Source organism: Kitasatospora sp. NPDC001540 (genome assembly GCF_042894345.1).
GTDB classification, from domain to species: Bacteria; Actinomycetota; Actinomycetes; order Streptomycetales; family Streptomycetaceae; genus Kitasatospora; species Kitasatospora phosalacinea_C.
Window position 1 is genome coordinate 5,253 of sequence record NZ_JBIAVO010000048.1, and the last position, 17,738, is coordinate 22,990.

13 protein-coding genes are annotated in these 17,738 nt (G+C 73.8%); 5 read left to right on the forward strand and 8 right to left on the reverse strand.

The window, feature by feature from the left end; genetic code table 11:
* Positions 1-131 precede the first annotated feature (131 nt).
* The 4 genes from ACFY00_RS34590 to ACFY00_RS34605 form a co-directional block, all read right to left on the reverse strand.
* On the reverse strand, positions 132-1,475 hold the full coding sequence (locus tag ACFY00_RS34590) for a GH1 family beta-glucosidase (RefSeq protein ID WP_388037282.1): 1,344 nt from the start codon (positions 1,473-1,475) through the stop codon (positions 132-134).
* A 71-nt stretch (positions 1,476-1,546) separates the two neighbouring features.
* Positions 1,547-2,389, reverse strand: a complete 843-nt coding sequence (locus ACFY00_RS34595) for a carbohydrate ABC transporter permease (RefSeq protein ID WP_388037283.1) — start codon at positions 2,387-2,389, stop codon at positions 1,547-1,549.
* On the reverse strand, positions 2,386-3,378 hold the full coding sequence (locus ACFY00_RS34600) for a carbohydrate ABC transporter permease (protein ID WP_388037286.1): 993 nt from the start codon (positions 3,376-3,378) through the stop codon (positions 2,386-2,388). The genes ACFY00_RS34595 and ACFY00_RS34600 overlap by 4 nt, the downstream gene beginning before the upstream one ends.
* Positions 3,379-3,383: 5 nt before the next feature.
* On the reverse strand, positions 3,384-4,694 hold the full coding sequence (locus tag ACFY00_RS34605) for an ABC transporter substrate-binding protein (RefSeq protein WP_388037288.1): 1,311 nt from the start codon (positions 4,692-4,694) through the stop codon (positions 3,384-3,386).
* 143 nt (positions 4,695-4,837) lie between these two features.
* Here ACFY00_RS34605 and ACFY00_RS34610 point away from each other — a divergent pair, with 143 nt between their 5' ends.
* The 5 genes from ACFY00_RS34610 (at position 4,838) to ACFY00_RS34630 (ending at position 10,024) form a co-directional block, all read left to right on the forward strand.
* The gene (locus ACFY00_RS34610) at positions 4,838-6,073 is read left to right on the forward strand and encodes an ROK family protein (RefSeq protein WP_388037291.1); all 1,236 of its coding nucleotides are present in this window, start codon (positions 4,838-4,840) and stop codon (positions 6,071-6,073) included.
* A gap of 325 nt (positions 6,074-6,398) precedes the next feature.
* Positions 6,399-6,593, forward strand: coding sequence for a hypothetical protein (locus tag ACFY00_RS34615; protein WP_388037294.1), 195 nt, complete (start codon positions 6,399-6,401; stop codon positions 6,591-6,593).
* A 165-nt stretch (positions 6,594-6,758) separates the two neighbouring features.
* Positions 6,759-6,965, forward strand: a complete 207-nt coding sequence (locus ACFY00_RS34620; RefSeq protein WP_388037296.1) for a hypothetical protein — start codon at positions 6,759-6,761, stop codon at positions 6,963-6,965.
* Between the two features lie 62 nt (positions 6,966-7,027).
* Complete coding sequence (locus ACFY00_RS34625; protein ID WP_388037299.1) at positions 7,028-8,890, forward strand: BTAD domain-containing putative transcriptional regulator; 1,863 nt, start codon at positions 7,028-7,030, stop codon at positions 8,888-8,890.
* A 138-nt stretch (positions 8,891-9,028) separates the two neighbouring features.
* Complete coding sequence (locus ACFY00_RS34630; protein WP_388037301.1) at positions 9,029-10,024, forward strand: LuxR C-terminal-related transcriptional regulator; 996 nt, start codon at positions 9,029-9,031, stop codon at positions 10,022-10,024.
* A 25-nt stretch (positions 10,025-10,049) separates the two neighbouring features.
* Here ACFY00_RS34630 and ACFY00_RS34635 read toward each other — a convergent pair whose 3' ends face one another.
* From ACFY00_RS34635 to ACFY00_RS34650, 4 genes are all read right to left on the reverse strand, one after another.
* Positions 10,050-11,723 carry a DHA2 family efflux MFS transporter permease subunit gene (locus ACFY00_RS34635; RefSeq protein WP_388037303.1) on the reverse strand — a complete coding sequence of 558 codons (1,674 nt, stop codon included), beginning with the start codon at positions 11,721-11,723 and terminating at the stop codon, positions 10,050-10,052.
* Positions 11,724-11,775: 52 nt separating this feature from the next.
* Positions 11,776-12,945 (reverse strand): hypothetical protein, encoded by a 1,170-nt coding sequence (locus ACFY00_RS34640; RefSeq protein ID WP_388037305.1) that lies wholly within the window; start codon positions 12,943-12,945, stop codon positions 11,776-11,778.
* A gap of 1,422 nt (positions 12,946-14,367) precedes the next feature.
* A complete protein-coding gene (locus ACFY00_RS34645; protein WP_388037307.1) occupies positions 14,368-16,701 on the reverse strand; it encodes a beta-ketoacyl synthase N-terminal-like domain-containing protein in 2,334 nt (777 codons plus the stop codon).
* On the reverse strand, positions 16,701-17,729 hold the full coding sequence (locus ACFY00_RS34650) for an aminomethyl transferase family protein (RefSeq protein ID WP_388037309.1): 1,029 nt from the start codon (positions 17,727-17,729) through the stop codon (positions 16,701-16,703). The genes ACFY00_RS34645 and ACFY00_RS34650 overlap by 1 nt, the downstream gene beginning before the upstream one ends.
* Between the last annotated feature and the right edge of the window lie 9 nt (positions 17,730-17,738).

Here is a 17,738-nt window from a genome sequence, read left to right on the forward strand (position 1 = left end):
CTTTTTTTTGTTCAAATAACAGTTGATTCAAAACCCCCCCCCCGGCCCCCCCCCCGGGGGGGGGCGCGGGGCCGGCCGGGGGGTGGGGGGGGGGGGGGGGGCCCCCCGGCCCCCTCCCCCTCGGCGGGCCGTCAGGCGCGGGCGCGGTGGGCGGCGATGAGTTGGGCGTAGCGTTCGCCGCTGGCCTTGAGGGTGCGGACCTGGGTGTCGTAGTCGACGTGGATCAGGCCGAAGCGCTTGTCGTAGCCGTACGCCCACTCGAAGTTGTCGAGCAGGGACCAGGCGAAGTAGCCGGCCAGCGGGGCGCCCTTGGCGACGGCGCGGGCGCAGGCGGCGAGGTGGGACTCGAGGTAGGCGGTGCGCTCGGGGTCGTCGACGCGGCCGTCGGCGGTGACGGTGTCGCGGTAGGCGGAGCCGTTCTCGGTCACGTAGATCTCGCGGACGCCGTAGTCCTCGGTGAGGCGCAGCAGGAGCTCCTCGATGCCGGGGGCGTGCACCTCCCAGTCCATGGCGGTGCGCTCGGGGTTGGGGCCGGGGACCTGGCGGAAGTGCGGGACGGGGCCGGTGGGGTCGTCCTCGACGATCTGGCGGAAGTAGTAGTTGAGGCCGACCCAGTCGAGCGGGGCCGAGATCAGCTCCAGGTCGCCGTCCCGGACCGGGAGTTCGACGCCGTAGAGGTCGACCATGTCCTGCGGGTAGCCGCGGCCGAGGACCGGGTCGAGCCACCAGCGGTTGATGTGGCCGTCGGCGCGCCGGGCGGCGGCGAGGTCCGCGTCGGACTGCGAGGCGGGCTCGATGGTGGAGAGGTTGTTGACGATGCCGATCCGGGCGCCGGGGACGGCGGCGCGCAGCGCCTGGACGGCGAGGCCGTGGCCCAGGTGCAGGTGGTAGGAGGTGCGGACGGCGGCGGTGAGGTCGGTCAGGCCGGGGGCCATCTTGCCCTCGAGGTGGCCGATCCAGGAGGAGCAGAGCGGCTCGTTGAGGGTGCACCAGTCGCGGACCCGGTCGCCGAGGCGCTCGGCGACCACGGCCGCGTACTCGGCGAAGCGCTCGGCGGTGGCGCGCTCGGGCCAGCCGCCGCGGTCCTGCTGGGCCTGCGGGAGGTCCCAGTGGTAGAGGGTCGGGAACGGGGTGAGGCCGCGCTCCAGCATGCCGTCGACCAGGCGGTCGTAGAAGTCGAGGCCGGCCGCGTTGACCCTGCCGTCGGCCAGCGGGACGACCCGGGGCCAGGCGATGGAGAAGCGGTAGGCGTCCAGGCCGAGCGAGGCGGCCAGGTCGAGGTCCTGCGGCCAGCGGTGGTAGTGGTCGCAGGCCGTGTCGCCGGTGTCGCCGTTGTCGACCTTGCCGGGGGTGTGCGAGAAGGTGTCCCAGATCGACGGCGCGCGGCCGTCGGTGCTCGCGGCGCCCTCGATCTGGTAGGCGGCGGTGGCGGCGCCCCAGCGGAAGTTGGCCGGCAGCGCGTCGAGGTGGTTCACGGGGGGTCCTTTCGAGGGTGAGGGGGCGGCGGTCCTGGCGGCGCGTCAGTTGACGGCACCCTGACGGTGCCTCACTTGACGGCACCGGCGGTCAGACCGGCCACCAGGTAGCGCTGCAGCAGCAGGAATCCGGCGACCACGGGGAGGCTGACGACCAGCGAGGCGGCCATCACCTGGTTCCAGTAGACGTCGGTCTGCGTGGCGTACCCCTGGAGCCCGACGGCCAGCGTGCGGGTCTGGTCGTTGGTCATGACGGAGGCGAACAGCACCTCGCCCCAGGCGGTCATGAAGGCGTACACGGCGACCGCGATGATGCCGGGCAGGGCGGCCGGGACGATGATCTGCACCAGGGTGCGGATCGGCCCGCAGCCGTCCACGGCGGCGGCCTCGTCGAGGTCGCGCGGGATGGAGTCCAGGTACCCGGCCAGCATCCAGATGGAGAACGGCAGTGAGAAGGTCAGGTAGGTGAGGATCAGGCCGCCGCGGCTGCCGTAGAGCGCGACGCCGGTGGAGTTGCCGATGTTGACGAAGATCAGGAACAGCGGCAGCAGGAACAGGATGCCGGGGAACATCTGGGTGGACAGCACCGTGATGGTGAAGACCTTCTTGCCGCGGAACCGGTAGCGGCTCACCGCGTACCCGGCCAGCAGCGCGATCAGCACCGACAGGCCGGTGGCCGAGCCCGCGACGATCAGCGAGTTGGTGAAGTACTTCGCCAGCGGGACGGTCTTCCAGATGTCGACGTACGGCCGGAAGGTCAGGTGGCTGGGCATCCAGCGCCACGGGCCCTGGACGTCCTGCAGCGGCTTGAGCGAGGAGCTGAGCATCACCGCGACCGGGGTCAGCGTGAAGACGGCCAGCACCAGCAGCACGACGCGGCGCAGCCAGCGGAAGGAGGCGGGCGGGTTGATCATTCTGCTTCCCCCCGGCGGCGGTTGGTGGCGAACAGGTAGACCGCGGTCACCAGCAGCAGGAAGAGCAGCAGCAGGACCGACATCGCCGAGCCCTGGCCGAAGTTCCAGGTGATGAAGGAGGACTGGTAGATGTGGATCGAGATCAGGTCCGCGGCCTGCGGGGCGGACTTGCCGAACAGCACGAACGGCGTGTTGAAGTCGTTGAAGGTCCACAGGAAGAGGACCAGCACCAGCACCAGGTTGACCGGGCGCAGCGAGGGCAGGGTGATCCGGCGGATCTGCTGCCACACGCCCGCGCCGTCCAGCGCGGCGGCCTCGTACAGCTCGCGCGGGATGTTCTGCAGGCCCGCGGTGAGGGTGAGGAAGGCGAACGGCCAGGACTTCCAGACCGAGACGGTCAGCAGCGCCCAGAAGCTGTTGTCGCCGATCAGCCAGAACGGCTTGTCGTCGGTCAGGTGCAGCTGGTCGTGCAGCACGTGGTTGATCAGGCCGGTGTCCCGCTGGAACATGAACGACCAGGTGATCACGGCCGCGAACACCGGCAGCGCGTACGGCAGCATGAAGGCCGCGCGCAGCAGGCCGCGGCCGCGGAAGGCGTCCTGGGTGAAGATCGAGGCGGTGACGCCGATCAGCCAGGACAGGCCCACCGACAGCACGGTGAACATGCAGGTCACCCAGAACGAGTGCAGCAGCGCCTTGCCGACGGGGGCGTTGAACTCCAGCGCCACCTTGAAGTTGTCGAAACCGGACCACGGGGCCGAGGACCAGTCGCGGATGAAGAACTGGGTGAGCTGCTTGAACGCCATCACGATGCCGGTGACCATCGGCACCAGGTGGATCAGCAGTTCGGCCAGCAGGGCCGGGAGCAGCAGCAGGTAGGGCAGCGCGTTGCGCCCGAACCTGCCGCGGAGGCGTCGGCGGGCGGGGGCCGCCCCCTGCGGGGCGGCCTCCTTGCCGACGGTCGGGTGGTCGATCACTTTCTCGGGCACGTCGGTCAGCTCGCCGGCATCTGCTGCTGGGCCTTGGACAGCTCGTCCTTGACCGTGGCCTCGGTGATCGGCTTGCCCGCGGCGGCGGACGCCAGCAGGTTCTTCACCGCGGTGCCGATCAGGGTCTCGAACTGGCTCTCGGTGGGGACCTGCGGGAGCGGCGCGGCGCTCTTCTGCAGGACGCCCGCGAGGGTCTGCAGCTCCGGGGTGGAGAACGCGGCGTCGGACTGGGCGGCCTTCACCGGCGGCAGCGAGCCGTAGGTGCCGTTGAGGGTCTTCTGCTCCTCGTCGCTGGTCATGAACTTCACGAAGTTCAGGGCGCCGTCGAGGTTCTTGGTGTTCTTGAACACCGCGAGGTTGATGCCCGCCACCATCGAGGTGGTGGCCTTGTCGCCGGTGGCGCCGGCCGGGGCCGGGACGGGGACGACGCCGTAGTCGTCCGGGTTCATGCCGTGCGACTTGAGGTTGGCGCCCGCAGACTGCCACATCAGCATGGCGGCCTTGCCGGTGGCGAAGTCGGTCACCGACTGGTTGGCGGCGTACTCGGCGTTGCCCGGGGCGGCGATCTTGTCGTTGGCGATGAAGTCGACGTACTGCTTGACCGCGGCGACGGCCTCCGGGCTGTCGAAGGTCGGCTTGCCCGAGGCGTCGTAGAAGCCGGTGCCGTGCTGCATGCCCAGGGTGAAGGCGTGGTGGACGTTCTCCGAGACGTTGCCGCCCTCGATCGCCAGGCCGTACTTGTCGCCCGAGGTCAGCTTCTTGCCGTCCTGGACCAGCTCCTCCCAGGTGGCGGGCGGGTTGGCGATCCCGGCGGCCTGGAACAGCTTCTTGTTGTAGTAGAGGCCGTAGGCCATCGAGTACAGCGGCACGGCCGCCGGGTCCTTGCCCTTGGCACCCGCGGAGGCGATGGTCGACTCCAGGAAGCGGTCCTTGCCGCCGATCTTGTCGAAGGTGGCCTGGTCGAACGGGAGCAGCGCCCCGGTCGCCTGGAGGGAGGCGGACCAGGTGTTGCCGATGTTCAGCACGTCGGGGCCCTGGCCGGACGCGGTGGCCGCGAGGATTCTGTTCAGCAGGTCGGACCAGGGGATGACCTCCAGGTTGACCTTGATGCCGGTCTGCTGCTCGAACTTCTTCAGCTCGGGCTCCAGCACCTGCTTGTCGTTCTCCAGGCTGCTGCCCTGGTTGGAGGCCCAGTACGTCAGGGTCTTCGGGCTGGAGTTGCTGCCGCCGCCGCTGTCGCCGCCGCCACAGGCGGAGGCGGTCAGGACGATCGCGGCGGTCAGGGCGAGGGCGGCGGAGATCCGGTGGGTGCGCATGGGAGGAGCCCCTCTCGGGCTGTCGTCTCGTGGGGGTGAAGAGGCAGTCTGCGCTGCTTACTTCACGCCGAGATTTAACGTCTGAGAAAAGTAGACGTCAAGAGGCGTGACGGCGTAGATTCTGCAACGAAGAAGGGAAACCGATGACACCGCGAGGCAAGCAGACCGTTCGCGACCTGCGCCGGAGCAGCCGTTCCACGCTCCTTCGCCACCTGTACTTCCACGGTCCGCTGAGCCGCCAGGAGCTGGGCACCGCGACCGGACTGAGCGCCGGATCGGTCAGCAACGTCACGGGCGAGTTGCTCACCGACGGGCTGATCGAGGAGTGCGGGTCCGTCGACTCCGACGGCGGCCGCCCCCGCATCCTGCTGCGCGTCACCCCCAGCCAGGCCCACCTGGTCGGCATCGACATCGGCGAGACCCAGGTCCGGGTCACCCTGTTCGACCTCGCGCTGACCGAACTCGCCTCCGCCGACCAGCCGCTGCTCGCCGCGCACGACCCCGAGCGGGTGGTCCGGATGATCGCCGGCGGCCTCGACCAGGTGCTCGCCGCCGCGGGCGTCCCCGCCGAGAACGTGCTCGGCATCGGCATCGGCGTCCCCGGCATCGTCGAGCAGGGCACCGGCGCCGACCCCGGGGCCGACACCGTCGTCCACGGCCAGACCTTCGGCTGGGACGCCGTCCCGTTCGGCCGGATGCTGCGCGAGCACACCCCGCTGCCGCTGTACGTCGACAACGGCGCCAAGACCCTCGGCCAGGCCGAGATGTGGTTCGGCGCCGGGCGCGGCAGCCGGCACGCCGTGGTCGCCCTGTTCGGCTCCGGCGTCGGCGCCTGCGTGATCGCCGACGGCGCCCGCTTCCGCGGCGCCACCAGCTCGGCCGGCGAGTGGGGCCACACCAAGGTGCACGTCGGCGGCCGCCCCTGCCGCTGCGGCTCCCGCGGCTGCCTGGAGGCGTACGTCGGCGCCGAGGCCCTGGTCGAGCGCTGGGACGGCACCGTGCCCGGCACCAGCGAGAAGGCCGGCCTGGCCGCGCTGCTGCGCGCCGCCGAGGAGGGGCAGCCCGGCGCCGTCGACCTGCTCGACGAGGCCGCCGAACTGCTCGGCGCCTCCATCGCCGACCTGGTCAACCTGTTCAACCCCGAGCGGATCGTCATCGGCGGCTGGGCGGGCCTGCTGCTCGGCCCCCGCCTGCTCCCCGCGATCGGCGAGGCCGCGACCCGCCACGCCCTCGCCTACCCCCGCTCCCGCACCACCATCACCCTCTCCGACCTCGGGCCGGACGCGGTGACCCTCGGCGCCGCGACGCTGCCGCTGACCCACTTCCTGGACAGCGGCGGCGAACTGCCCGACCACCTCGCGGCGGTCGCCGTCGTCTGACCCCGCCCCGCGCCGTCCCGCGCCGTCCCGCACCACCCCGCCCCACCCCCCGAGACGCCGTCCCGCCCGCGCCCCGTCCCGCTCAAGACGGCGCGGGCGGGACGGTCCGTTCCGGGCCCCGGCGGTCCGCTCCCCCGGCTGGACGGTTTGTGCCACGGCATGAAACGACCACTCCCGAATCGTTCGGGCACCGAGGGGAATGGTCGAAGATGGGAGCATGTACCTCATTCATGCGCGCATTCGGATACCGGACGGCGGCGGAGTCCCCCCCGGCCTCGCGGGAATGGTCCGCTCCCACGCCTCGGAGGGCGACGCGTTGGAGCACGTGAGCGTCCATTCGGAGATCCCCGGCGAGGTCACCGTCGGGCTGTTCAGCCTGGCCCCCGGCCTGGTCGAGGCCGAGTCGCTGGCCGCCGCACTGCTGGAGCGGGTGGTGGCGGTGGAGCCCGAACTCGTCGGCTTCGCCGTGCTGTCCGTGGGCGCGGCACCGGTTCCCGGGCCCTGGTGGGGCTTCGAGTGAGGCCGGCGTGGACGGCTTAGGTCAGTGCATGTTCCGTCCAGCCGTCCGCTGTTCCCTCCGGAGCGCGGGAGGCGCACAGTAGTGGTGTCGGCAGGGGCGAGCGCCCCGGCCGGGAAATCCCGGAGGGATTTCCCGGGAGAAACCACTGATTCCGAGGAGAATTCCGTGCTGGTCACCCGTGTCTCCAAGTTCGTGCTTTCGCTGGCCGTTGCCGCCGCCGCACTGACCGTTTCCGCGGGCACCGTGGAATTCTCCGGAAACCTCGCGGACGGCGCCGGGGCCGTGCAGGTCGACCCGACCGCCGCCCCGCACCCGGCCGTCACCCCGCACCCGGCCGCCTCCCCGCAGGGCGACGTCACCTGGGGCGGCTGAGTCCCGTCCGCACGACAAGCACGGCCCATAGGACCCGATCGCGTTCACGGGGGTGAAGGACGATGGAATTCCTGGTACTGGGCGCCCTGGAGGCCCGCCAGAACGGTGCCCCCGTGGACGTCCGGGGCATGCGGCAGCAGCGGCTGCTGGCACTGCTCCTGCTGAACGTCGGCCGGGTGGTGTCGATGGACTTCCTGGTGGACGAGCTCTGGGAGGACCCGCCCTCCTCGGCCCGGCCCCAGGTGCACAACGCGATCCGGGACCTGAGACGCGTCCTGGCCGTCGGCGAGCACCGGCTGGTCACGGCGGACGTCGGCTACCGGCTGGCCGCCCCGGAGGACGCGGTAGACGCCAACCGGTTCGCCCGCAAGGTCCGGGAGGCCCGGGCCGCGGAGCGGGACGGGCGGACCGCGGAGGCGATCTCGCTGCTCCAGTCGGCGGTCGACCTGTGGCGCGGCGAGGCCTTCGCCGGCATCCACTGCCCGGCGGTGACCAGCGCCGCCGCGAAGCTGAACGAGCAGCGGCTGACCGCCGTCGAGGACCTGATGGCGCTTCGGCTGAAGGCCGGTGAGACCTCCTCGCTGGTGGGCGAGTTGACCGCGCTGCTGGCCGAGTACCCGCTGCGCGACTCGCTGCGGCGGAGCCTGATGACGGCGCTGTGCCGCAGCGGCCGACAGGCCGACGCGCTGGCGGTGTACGACGAGGGCCGGCGCTTCCTGGCCGACGAACTGGGCCTGGAGCCGAGCCCGGGACTGCGCGCCCTGCAGGCCGAGATCCTGGCCGACGGCCCCGGCGTGCACGGCGCGGAACCGACCGGCACCTCCCCCCAACTCCCGCCCGTGGCACGGGAGTCGGCCGGGCGGCCGAACTGCCTGCCGCACGACCTGGCGGACTTCACCGGTCGGCGCGCCGAGTGCGCGCTGCTGCTGGAGGCCGTCGAGCGGCGGGCGCCGGGCGCGCCGCTGATGCTGGTGGTCGACGGCATGGGCGGCGTCGGCAAGACCACCCTGGCGGTGCGGATCGCGCACGAGCTGACCGACCGCTTCCCGGACGGGCAGTTCTTCGTCGCGCTGGACGGCTTCGACGAGTCGCGTCCGCCGGTGCCGCCGCTCCGGGCGCTGGCCGCGCTGCTGCGCGCGGACGGGCTGCGGCCGGAGGAGGTCCCGGCCTCGCTGGAGGAGCGCAGCGCGCTGTGGCGCTCCCGGCTGGCCGGGCGGCGCTGCCTGCTGGTGCTGGACGACGCGGCGGACAGCGCGCAGGTCCGTCCGCTGCTGCCGGGCGCCGGGGAGACCCTGGTGCTGGTCACCAGCCGCCGCAAGCTGGGGGCCCTGGACGGCTCGGTGGCCCTCCCGCTGGACGTGCTGCCGCCGTCCGACGCGGTGGAGCTGCTGGCCCGGGTGGCCGGCCGGGCCCAGGTGGCCCGGGAGCCGGACGCGGCCGCCGAGGCCGTCGCGCTCTGCGGCCACCTGCCGCTGGCGGTGCGGATCGCCGCGACCAAGCTGCGCGACCGCCCGGCCTGGACGGTCGCCGAGCTGGCCGCCCGACTGGCCGACCCGGCCCGGCGGGCGCACTGCCTGCGCACCCCCGACCGGGACCTGATGGCGCTGCTGCGCGCCTCCTACCAGTACCTGGACCGCTCGCAGCGGCGCTTCTCCCGGCTGATGAGCCGGCAGGGGACGGAAAGTTTCGACGCCCGCCGGGCCGCCGCGGTCACCGGCCTGAGCCCGGACGAGGCCGAGGGGGTGCTGGACGTGCTGTTCGAGCACAACCTGGTCCGGCAGGAGGCGTCGGCGCTGTTCTCCTTCCACCGCCTGCTCCGTGACTGCTCGTCTGCCCTTCCCGAGCCCGCCGCCGAGGCCTTCCCGGAGCCGCTCCCCGAGGTGGCCGAGCTGGTCGGCCGGCTGCGGGTGCCCGCCGCGGTGTGAACCCCGTACGCCCGTCACCTGCTCGTCCGTTGTCGGTCGTCCTTCCGGAAGGTCACCGTAGGTGCGCGGTTCCCCCGAATCAGTAAGCTCTGGCTCCGAGCAAACGTTACTGGCGCTGATCGAAACGGGGATCGATTCATGCTGGAGGCATTGGGGCTCGACACCGAGGCCGAATCCATCTACCGCCGGATGCTGGCCGAACCGCAGTCCGGGGTCCTCGCCCTGGCCCTCGGCCTGGGCATCAGCGAGGAGCGGGTCCGCCGCGGGCTCGACCGGCTGAGCGAACTGGCCCTGGTCCAACCGTCCGCCCGGGAGGGCATCGGGTTCCGGGCGGTCGGCCCGGAGACCGCGATGGAGATGCTGCTGGCCCGGCAGCAGGCCGAACTCGCCGCCCAGCAACTGCGGGTGGAGGCTTCCCGGGCCGCGGCCGCCCAACTCATCGCGGAGTGCTCGGCGTTCCGGCCGACCGCGACCGACGCGGCCTCCGAACAGCTGAGCGGGCCGGAGGCGATCCGCGAGAGGCTGGCCGAACTGGCCGGCTCGGTCTGCCACGAGGTGGCGACCTTCGCCCCCGGCGGCGCGCACTCCGAGGAGGACCTGCGGGCCAGCCGGTCGCCGAACGCCGCCCTGCTGGAGCGCGGGGTGCAGATGCGCACCGTCTACCTGGACAGCGTCCGCAACCACCGGCCCACCCTGGAGCACGTGACCTGGCTGAACCAGCACGGCGGCCAGGTCCGGACGGTGCCGGAACTCCCCATCCGCATGATCATCTTCGACCGGCGGCAGGCCGTCCTCCCGATCGACACCGAGGACGCCCGGGCCGGAGCGGTGGTGCTGCGCGGCGCGGGCACGGTCGCCGCGCTGTGCGCCCTGTTCGAGAGCGTGTGGGAGAACGCGATCCCGGTCGGCAACGTCCCCAGGTGCGGCGCGGACGAGATGCCGCCGCAGGAGCTCGCCGTCCTGAAGATGCTCGCCCAGGGCCACACCGACGAGGCCATCGCCAAGCGGATGGGCGTCTCGCCGCGCACCGCCCGCCGGTTCGCCGCCAACCTGATGGAACGCCTGGACGCCCGCAGCCGCTTCGAGGCCGGGGTGCACGCCGTCCAGGACGGCTGGCTCCCCGCCACGCGCTGACCGCGGGCGTCCCCCCGACGCGCCGTCAGACCGCCCGCGCCGCCCGGCGCTTCTCCCGGAGATCGGCCAGGAGGAGCGCCAGCGCGGGCAGCAGCGTCACCCCGTACACCCCCAGCAGCCACCCGAAGGTGTGCGCGAACGCCGCCGGCACCATGCCGCGGTGCGCCTTCGCCGAGTCGGACAGCACCACCGTGACCACCGCGACGGCCAGCGCGCCGCCGATCCGCTGGGTCAGGTTGAGCTGCGAGGAGGCGTCCGGGATCGACTGCTGCCGGATCGACTGGAACGCCCGGGTCATCGTCGGGACGATGGTCAGCCCGGTGCCCAGGCCGCGCACCACCAGGCTCGCGCAGATCAGCGGGTACGCGGTGGTGCCGGTCAGGCCGGTCATCGGGACGGTCGCCAGCATGGTCAGGCCGATGCCGATCAGCACCGTCGCGCCGCCGCCGATCCGGCGCAGCAGCACCCGGGACAGCCAGGCCGCCGTCACCACGCCCAGGCCGCCGGTCGACATCAGCAGGCCGGTGGCCACCGCCGACTCGCCGCGGGCGTCCTCGAAGTACAGCGGGATCAGCATCATCGGCGAGTACAGCACGAAGCCCAGGCAGAAGACGTTCACCACCGCGGCCGCGTAGACCGGGATCCTGAAGAGCCGCAGGTCCAGCAGCGGCGCCTGCGCCCGCAGTTCGCGCACCACGAAGACCGCCGCGCCCAGCACCGCCAGGCCCACCGGCACCAGCAGCGCCGCCTCGGCCCGCGCCCCGTGCTCGGCGTACTCGTGGATCGCCAGCACCGTCGAGACCGTCGCCGTCGCCGAGGACACCAGGCCCAGCACGTCCAGCGGCCGCGCCCCGCCCTCCGCCGGCGCGTCCCGGCGCACCCAGCGCAGCGCCGCCGCCAGCAGCACCGCGCAGAACGGCACGTTCACCACGTACACCGCCGACCAGCCGCCCCATCCCACCAGCAGGCCGCCGATGGTCGGGCCCAGCAGCGGACCGATCAGCATCACCGAGCCGTTCAGCGCCTGCACCCGGCCGAGGTGCTCGCGCGGCACCCCCCGGGTCAGCAGGATCGTCGACACCGGCGTCAGCACGCCCGCCGCCGCACCCGACAGGCCGCGCGCCGCGACCAGCTGGTCCAGCGACTGCGCGGCCGCGCAGCCCGCCGACCCCAGCGCGAACAGTGCGACCGCCGCGACGAACACCCGCTTCGTCCCGAACCGGGTCGCCAGCCAGCCGGTCGCCGGCATCACCGCCGCCAGCGCCAGCAGGTACGCCGTCACCACCCACTGCACCTGGTTGAGGCCGCCGAACCGGGCGGTGGTCTCCTGCATCGAGACGTTCACGATCGTGGTGTCCAGCAGCGCGATGAAACCGCCGGCCATCGCGATGACCATCGTGAGCAGCGCGGCCTTCGACGGCGCCTCGGCGGACGCGGGGGCCGCCTGCTCGGGGGCTGCCTGCTCGGGGGTCGGCGTCGCGGCCGCGGGCGTCTCGGCCGCGGCGGGGCGCTCCTCGACCGCGACGGGTGCCTTCGCGGCGGACGCGGACGTCTTCGCGGCGGACGCGGGCTTGGGCCTGGACGCGTCGGCGGTGGGCTTCGGGGCGGGCTTCGGGGCGGGCTTGTGGCCCGGCCCCGGCTTGCGGCGGGCCTTGCCCTTGGCCGCGTTCACCGTGGTGCGGGCGGGTGTGGTGGGCATCTTCGCAGGTCCTTCATCAGCGGGGAGGAGAGGATCGGGGGCCGGGCCGGGGTCAGTCGGCCGCGAGCAGGGCGCGCTCGACCTCGTCCAGCACGGCCTCGGCGGCCGGGCGGGCGTCGGGACGGTTGCGGCAGGACAGGGTGAGCTCGGTGCGGTCGTCGACCTGACAACTGCTCAGGAACATCTCGGCGTACGGGACGAGCATCGGCAGCGTGTGGTAGCCGGTGGGGCGGAAGTCCGCGGTGCGGTACAGCCCGGTGTCGATCCGGCCGTGGTCGGTGAGGATCGCGGTGCACGGGAAGCGGCTGCCGTCCAGCTCCCGGGCCTCGCGCAGCGAGTTCGCGAACGGGTTGTCGCGCAGGAAGTCCCTTGCCAGAGAAGCGACTTCGCGCTTGCGGAGCATCGCGGCGAGCAGCTGGCTGTGCAGCCGGTTCCAGCGGTCCTCGCGGTGCAGGTCGAGCACCAGCTGGGAGGTCAGGTTGGCGGTGGAGCGCACCTCGCGGTCGTGTCGGCGCAGGTCCACCGGGATGATCAGCCGACCGCCCTCGGCCGCCAGCAGCCGGGAGATCGCGGCCCCCACCCGGGCGGTCACCGCGGACGGCGTCGCCGCGACCGAGCGGCGCAGCCACAGCGCGCCGCCGTCCGCCGCGCCCTGCCCGAGGATCGCCGGGAACCCGGCCACCCGGGCCGGGACGGGCGCCGCCGGGACGGGGGCGGCGGCGGCCCGGAAGTGCGTGTCGTCCACCGTGGAGTCCGCCCCGAGCAGCGGCTCGCCGCGCAGCGCGCGGAACAGGTCCTCGATCCAGTACCGCAGCCCCCGGCCGTCGGTGACGATGTGGCTGGCCCGCACCACCAGCCGGGTCACCGGCCCGTTCGCCAGGCCGAGTTCGCACACCGGGCCGGTCACCACGTCCAGGTCGCGGTGGAAGAACGGGTGCGCGTACCCGGCCTCGGCGGGCAGTTCGGTGATCGGCGGCAGCGCGCCCTCGGCCCGCCAGTTCGCGCCCTTGCGGCGCACCGCGAGACCGGGGTTGGCGGCGGTCGACCGCCGTACGGCGTCGGCGAGTTCGGCCGGGTCGATCCGGCCCTCCCCCTCGATCACCATCTGGATCAGCTGCGGGGTGCCGGTGGCGTTGGCGTTCAGGTAGCCGCGCTCGATCTGGGAGATCCGCCGGGTGTACGCCTTCCCCGGGGCGGCGGTGGCGGTGGCGGTGGCGGTCATGCGACGGACTCCAGGGACGGGGTGGGGAGGGGGACGGCCGGGGGGGGGGGGGGGGCGGCCCCCCCCCCCCCCCCCCGCGGGGGGGGGGGGGGGGGGGGGGCCGGGGGGGGGGGGCGGGACCCGCCCGCCACCACCAGCGGACGTGGGCGGGGGCGTCGGTGGCCAGGGCGAGCTGGAGGCCGCCGCCGAGGTCGGCGGAGCGGACCAGGTAGCCGACGTTGGTGGGTCGCCAGCCGGGCGTCCAGTCCGGGAGGCGGACGCCGGCGAAGGTCTCCTTGCGGATGTGCGAGGCCTTGATCAGCGCCTCGCACTCGGCGAAGTCCCGCATGGTGGCGGGTTCGCCGTCCGGGCGGCCGAGCAGCGCGCCCAGCCACTGCATCGCGAACGGCCGGTCCCGGTGGTCCTGCAGGTCCACCCCGACGCTCTGCCCGGCCACCAGCGCCACCGTCGAGTAACCGGCGCAGTGCGCGACCGAGGCGGTCAGGCCCAACTCCGGCACGCTCCACCGCCGGTGCTCGTCCCGGGCCAGCGCGCGGGGCGGGATCCGGACCCCGTGCAGGTCGTCCACCGCCTCGGCGATCAGCCACCGCCCGGCGTCGTTCAGCCGGTTGCCCATCCGGTCCCGGGGCAGGTGCGGGTGCCGGGTGACCAGGCAGTCGACGACCGCCTCCGGCTCCGCGCCCGGCACCGCGGGCGCCGCCGCCGTACGGGGCGCGGACCGGGCGGGGCCGCCGCCCGGCCGTCCCGCCGCCCCGCCGCCCACCAGCCGGACGGTCAGCCGCCGGGCCGCGAGGCACGCCGCGGCCAACCGGCCGCCGGCCCCGCCGACGCCCGCAGGGGCCGTCGGCAGGCCGGGACTCGCCAACGCTCCTTCGAGCGAAGCGAGTCGGCCCACAGGCCACCCGACGCCGATCGGAGCGAGCACCAGGCCAGCACCTTCCGACCTCCCGCGGTCCGAAGCGGGCCAACCCACAGGCCCCCCGACGCCAGCCGGAGCCGCCGGGAGGCAGGTCCCCGCCGAGGAACCACCGCGCGGGGCAGGACGCTCGGCACCCGCAGGGGCCGTCGGCCGACCGGAACTCGCCAACGCCCCTTCGAGCGAAGCGAGTCGGCCCACAGGCCCCCCGGCGCCAGCCGGAGCCTTCGGCAGGCCGGGACCCGCCAGCGGAGCCGGGCTCCCGGCGTCGGCCGGAGCCGTCGGTAGGAGGGAGCCTGCCGACGTCCTGGCGCCCGAAACGAGTTGCCCCGCAGGGACGTTCGCGTCGGCCGGAGCGAGCGCCGGGAGGTCGGGGCTCGTCGGCGACCCTTCGAGCGGAGCGGGTCGCCCGGCCGGGCCCGCCGCGTGCTGGAGCGGGCCGAGGCTGGGCGACCGGCCGGCCGTCAGGGCGGTGGAGCCGGTGGCGGTGCGCAGGGTGGCGCTCATCAGGACCTCGCGTCGAACACCGCGGCGGCGTAGGAGCCGCCGTAGGCGAAGCTGGAGAGGAGCAGGCGGCCGGCCGGGGCGTCGCCCGCGAGGGCGGCGACCAGGCCGAGGGCTCCGGCGGAGCCGTAGGTCTCGCCGAGTTGGGCCTTGGGGGTGCGGGTGGGGCGGTCGGCGAGGCCGGCCAGGGCGAGGGCGCGGCGCTGGGCGAGGTCGACGAGGCGGTAGCCGGAGGCGGCGGAGACCACGGTGTCGATCTGCTCGGGGGTGGTGTCGGCCTCGGCGAGGGCGGCGCGCAGGGCGCGGGCCCAGGCTTCGCCGTCGCGGCCGATCCGGCCGATGCCGACGGACTCGCCGGAGGCCCCGAAGCCGCGGACGTCCGCCAGGACGGTCGCGCCGCGGGCGGCGGCGGAGGCCTCGGACTCGAGCAGGATCGCGGCGGCGCCCTCGGCGAGGACGGTGCCGGTGCCGCCGTCGGGGACGACGTGCGCGGTCTTCGCGTACCCGGGCAGCCGGGCCTGGGTGGCGAGGGCCTGCTCGGGGAACTCGTCGGCGACCACGACCATGATCCGGTCGGCCATGCCGCGGGCGATCACCCGGGCGGCGAGTTGCAGGGCCAGGACGGAGGAGGTGCCGCCGTTGGCGATGGTCGCGGTGTAGCCGCGGTAGCGGTGCAGCATCGCGACGTGTCCGGCGGCGGCGTTGACCACGGTGTTGGCGAACATCGCCGGGTTGGCGCCGGTGATGCCCTGTTCCAGCACGCCCTGGTGGAAGTTGAGCACCGAGGTGACCGGGCCGTAGCCGGTGGCGAAGACGATGCCGGTGCCTTCGGCCTCGGCCCGGGAGGGCTTGCCGTGGCGCTCGTACAGGTCGCCGACGGCGCCGGCCGCCAGCACGCCGAGCGGGTCCATCCGGCGGGCCTTGCTGGGGTTGAGGCGCTTGGTGACGGCCTTGACGTCGACCCGGCCGATCGGACGGTCGCCGATGCCGGTGACGTGCTCCACGGCCTCGAAGCCGACCCGGCCCTCGGCGAGGGCGGCGGTCAGTTCGGCGGTGGAGCCGGCCGAGCCGGCCAGGCCGGCCACGCCGGTGACCACGACGTGCTGGACGGGCTGGGTGTGCCGGGCCGAACGGGCGGGCCGACCGGGCTTGTTGAGGACGACGGTGGCGTTGTTGCCGCCGAACGCGAAGGAGTTGGAGGCGACCACCTCGAGCGGCGCGGGCCGTCCGGTGTCGGGGACGATGTCCAGACCGAACGGGGAGACGGTGCCCCGGGTGTTGACAGTCGGCGGGATGACGCCCCGGTCGATGGCGAGGGTGGAGACGATCGCCTCGACCGCGCCGGCCGCGCCCAGGGTGTGGCCGAGCATCGACTTGGTGGAGCTGGCGGGCGGCAGCTCGGTGCCGAACAGCAGCTTGACGGCCTTGGGCTCGGACACGTCGTTGGCGGGGGTGCCGGTGCCGTGCAGGTTGACGTAGTCGACGTCCTCCGGCGCCAGTCCGGCGGTCTTCAGGGCCTGGGCCATCGCGGCGGCGGCGCCCTTGCCGCTGGGGTCGGGGGCGGTCTGGTGGTAGCCGTCGCAGGAGAGGCCGTAGCCGCCGAGTTCGGCGAGCGCGGTGGCGCCGCGGGCGGCGGCCCGTTCGGCCGACTCCAGGACCATGAAGCCCGCGCCCTCGCCGAGGGTCAGCCCGGTGGAGGCGGACATCGGCGCGCAGGGCTCGGGGTCGAGCGCGCCGAGGGCGGAGAAGCCGTACGCGGAGAGTTCGGCCAGCGGGTCGACGCCGCCGCAGATGACGTGGTCGACCTCGCCCTTCCAGAGCAGTTCGGCCGCGTAGCCCAGGGCCACCGCGCTGGCCGCGCAGGCGTTGGAGAGCACGATGCGCGGGCCGCGCAGGTCGAACTCGGCGGCGATGTAGTCACCGACGCAGGGGAGTTGGGAGGCGGCGGCGGCCGGGGCGTCCAGTTCGCCGTCCTTGACCAGGCCGCGGTGGACGCTCTCCAGGGTCGGCATCGCGCCGAGGCTGGAGCCGACCACCACGGCGACCCGGTCGCGGTCCACGGTGTCCAGGTCGAGGCCGGAGCTGCGCAGGGCCTCGCGGATCGCGGTGGCGGCCAGCGCGTAGCAGCGGTCGAGGTCGGCGGGCTGCTCGGCGGTGACCATTCCGGCCCAGTCGGTGAGCAGTTCGGTGGTGTCGAAGAGGGTGTTGGTCTTGATCCCGGAGATGCCCTGGGAGATCGCGGTCCAGCTCTTCTCGGCGTCGTCGCCGGCTCCGGTGATCAGGCCGATCCCGGTGAGGGCGATCCGTTCGGTGGTGGTGGTGTCGGTGTCGGTCATCAGTGGATCCGGGTGGTGAGGGAGCGGGCGATGACGCGGGGCTGGGTGACGGTGCGCAGCGGGGTGGCGGCGTCGTCGGCGGCGGCGAGCTCCAGGCCGGGGACCCAGAACGGGGCGTCCAGCAGGGCGACGACCAGCTCCTCGTCGGCGTTGGCGGACGGGGCCTGCCAGAGGACGGTGCCGACCCGCTGCCCGCCCGCGGTGACGGCGGTGCCGGGGGCGACACCGGCGCCGGCGGGGGCGACCAGGGCGGTGGTCCTGGCGGTCTCGGCGGTGGGCTTGACCAGGTCGTCGGAGCCCTGGAACTCGCCGATCCGGTTCCAGTCGACCATCCAGGCGAGGTCGGCCTCGTGCACCGGCAGCCCGGCGAAGCCGGTCGCGTAGACGGCCATCCCGGCCTCGGCCTGGACCCGGGCCAGGCCCTGCGGGCCGACCTCGGCGCCGCCCTCGGCGGTGACCGCCTCGACGACGGCGGCGTGCGCGGCCTCGGGGGCGTTGGAGAGCAGCAGGTAGCCGTACTCGCCGGTGGTGCCGACCCGGGCGAGGTGGGCGAGCGCGGCCGGCTCGCCGGGGACGGCGGACTCGGTGACGCCGTGCAGGGTCAGGCCGGAGATGTCGAGCTCGACGAACTTCGCCGCGGCGGACCAGGCCTGCGGGCCCTCGAAGGCGCTGGCGCCCCAGCCCTCGGGCTCGACCTCGACGGTGACGTCGGACGGGGCGTCGACGGCGTCCAGGTAGGCGGTCAGCTCCGCGGCGGTGACCGGGGTGCGGGGCAGCAGCCAGGAGTCGTCGCCGATCTCGAAGTGCAGCAGGATCGCGAACGGCGAGCCGTCGGTGTTCAGCGCCAGGGCCTCGCGGACGGTGTCCGGCTCGACGTACTCGCTGGACTTGGCCAGGAACAGGTCGAGGAACTCGTAGCGGTCGCCGCCGGAGATCCGGACCAGCGGGGCGGTGATCCGGTAGGCGCCGATGGTGGTGCGGACGGTGGTGTAGTCGTCCTGCGCGGTGCGGGCGGGGGCGGTGGTCATGGTCTCTCG

Bases quoted from the DNA above. Each gene is read 5' to 3' on its own strand.
- ACFY00_RS34595 (WP_388037283.1), bottom strand. From the start codon at position 2,389: ATGATCAACCCGCCCGCCTCCTTCCGCTGGCTGCGCCGCGTCGTGCTG.
- ACFY00_RS34605 (WP_388037288.1), bottom strand. From the start codon at position 4,694: ATGCGCACCCACCGGATCTCCGCCGCCCTCGCCCTGACCGCCGCGATC.
- ACFY00_RS34610 (WP_388037291.1), top strand. From the start codon at position 4,838: ATGACACCGCGAGGCAAGCAGACCGTTCGCGACCTGCGCCGGAGCAGC.
- ACFY00_RS34625 (WP_388037299.1), top strand. From the start codon at position 7,028: ATGGAATTCCTGGTACTGGGCGCCCTGGAGGCCCGCCAGAACGGTGCC.
- ACFY00_RS34630 (WP_388037301.1), top strand. From the start codon at position 9,029: ATGCTGGAGGCATTGGGGCTCGACACCGAGGCCGAATCCATCTACCGC.
- ACFY00_RS34635 (WP_388037303.1), bottom strand. From the start codon at position 11,723: ATGCCCACCACACCCGCCCGCACCACGGTGAACGCGGCCAAGGGCAAG.
- ACFY00_RS34640 (WP_388037305.1), bottom strand. From the start codon at position 12,945: ATGACCGCCACCGCCACCGCCACCGCCGCCCCGGGGAAGGCGTACACC.
- ACFY00_RS34645 (WP_388037307.1), bottom strand. From the start codon at position 16,701: ATGACCGACACCGACACCACCACCACCGAACGGATCGCCCTCACCGGG.
- ACFY00_RS34650 (WP_388037309.1), bottom strand. From the start codon at position 17,729: ATGACCACCGCCCCCGCCCGCACCGCGCAGGACGACTACACCACCGTC.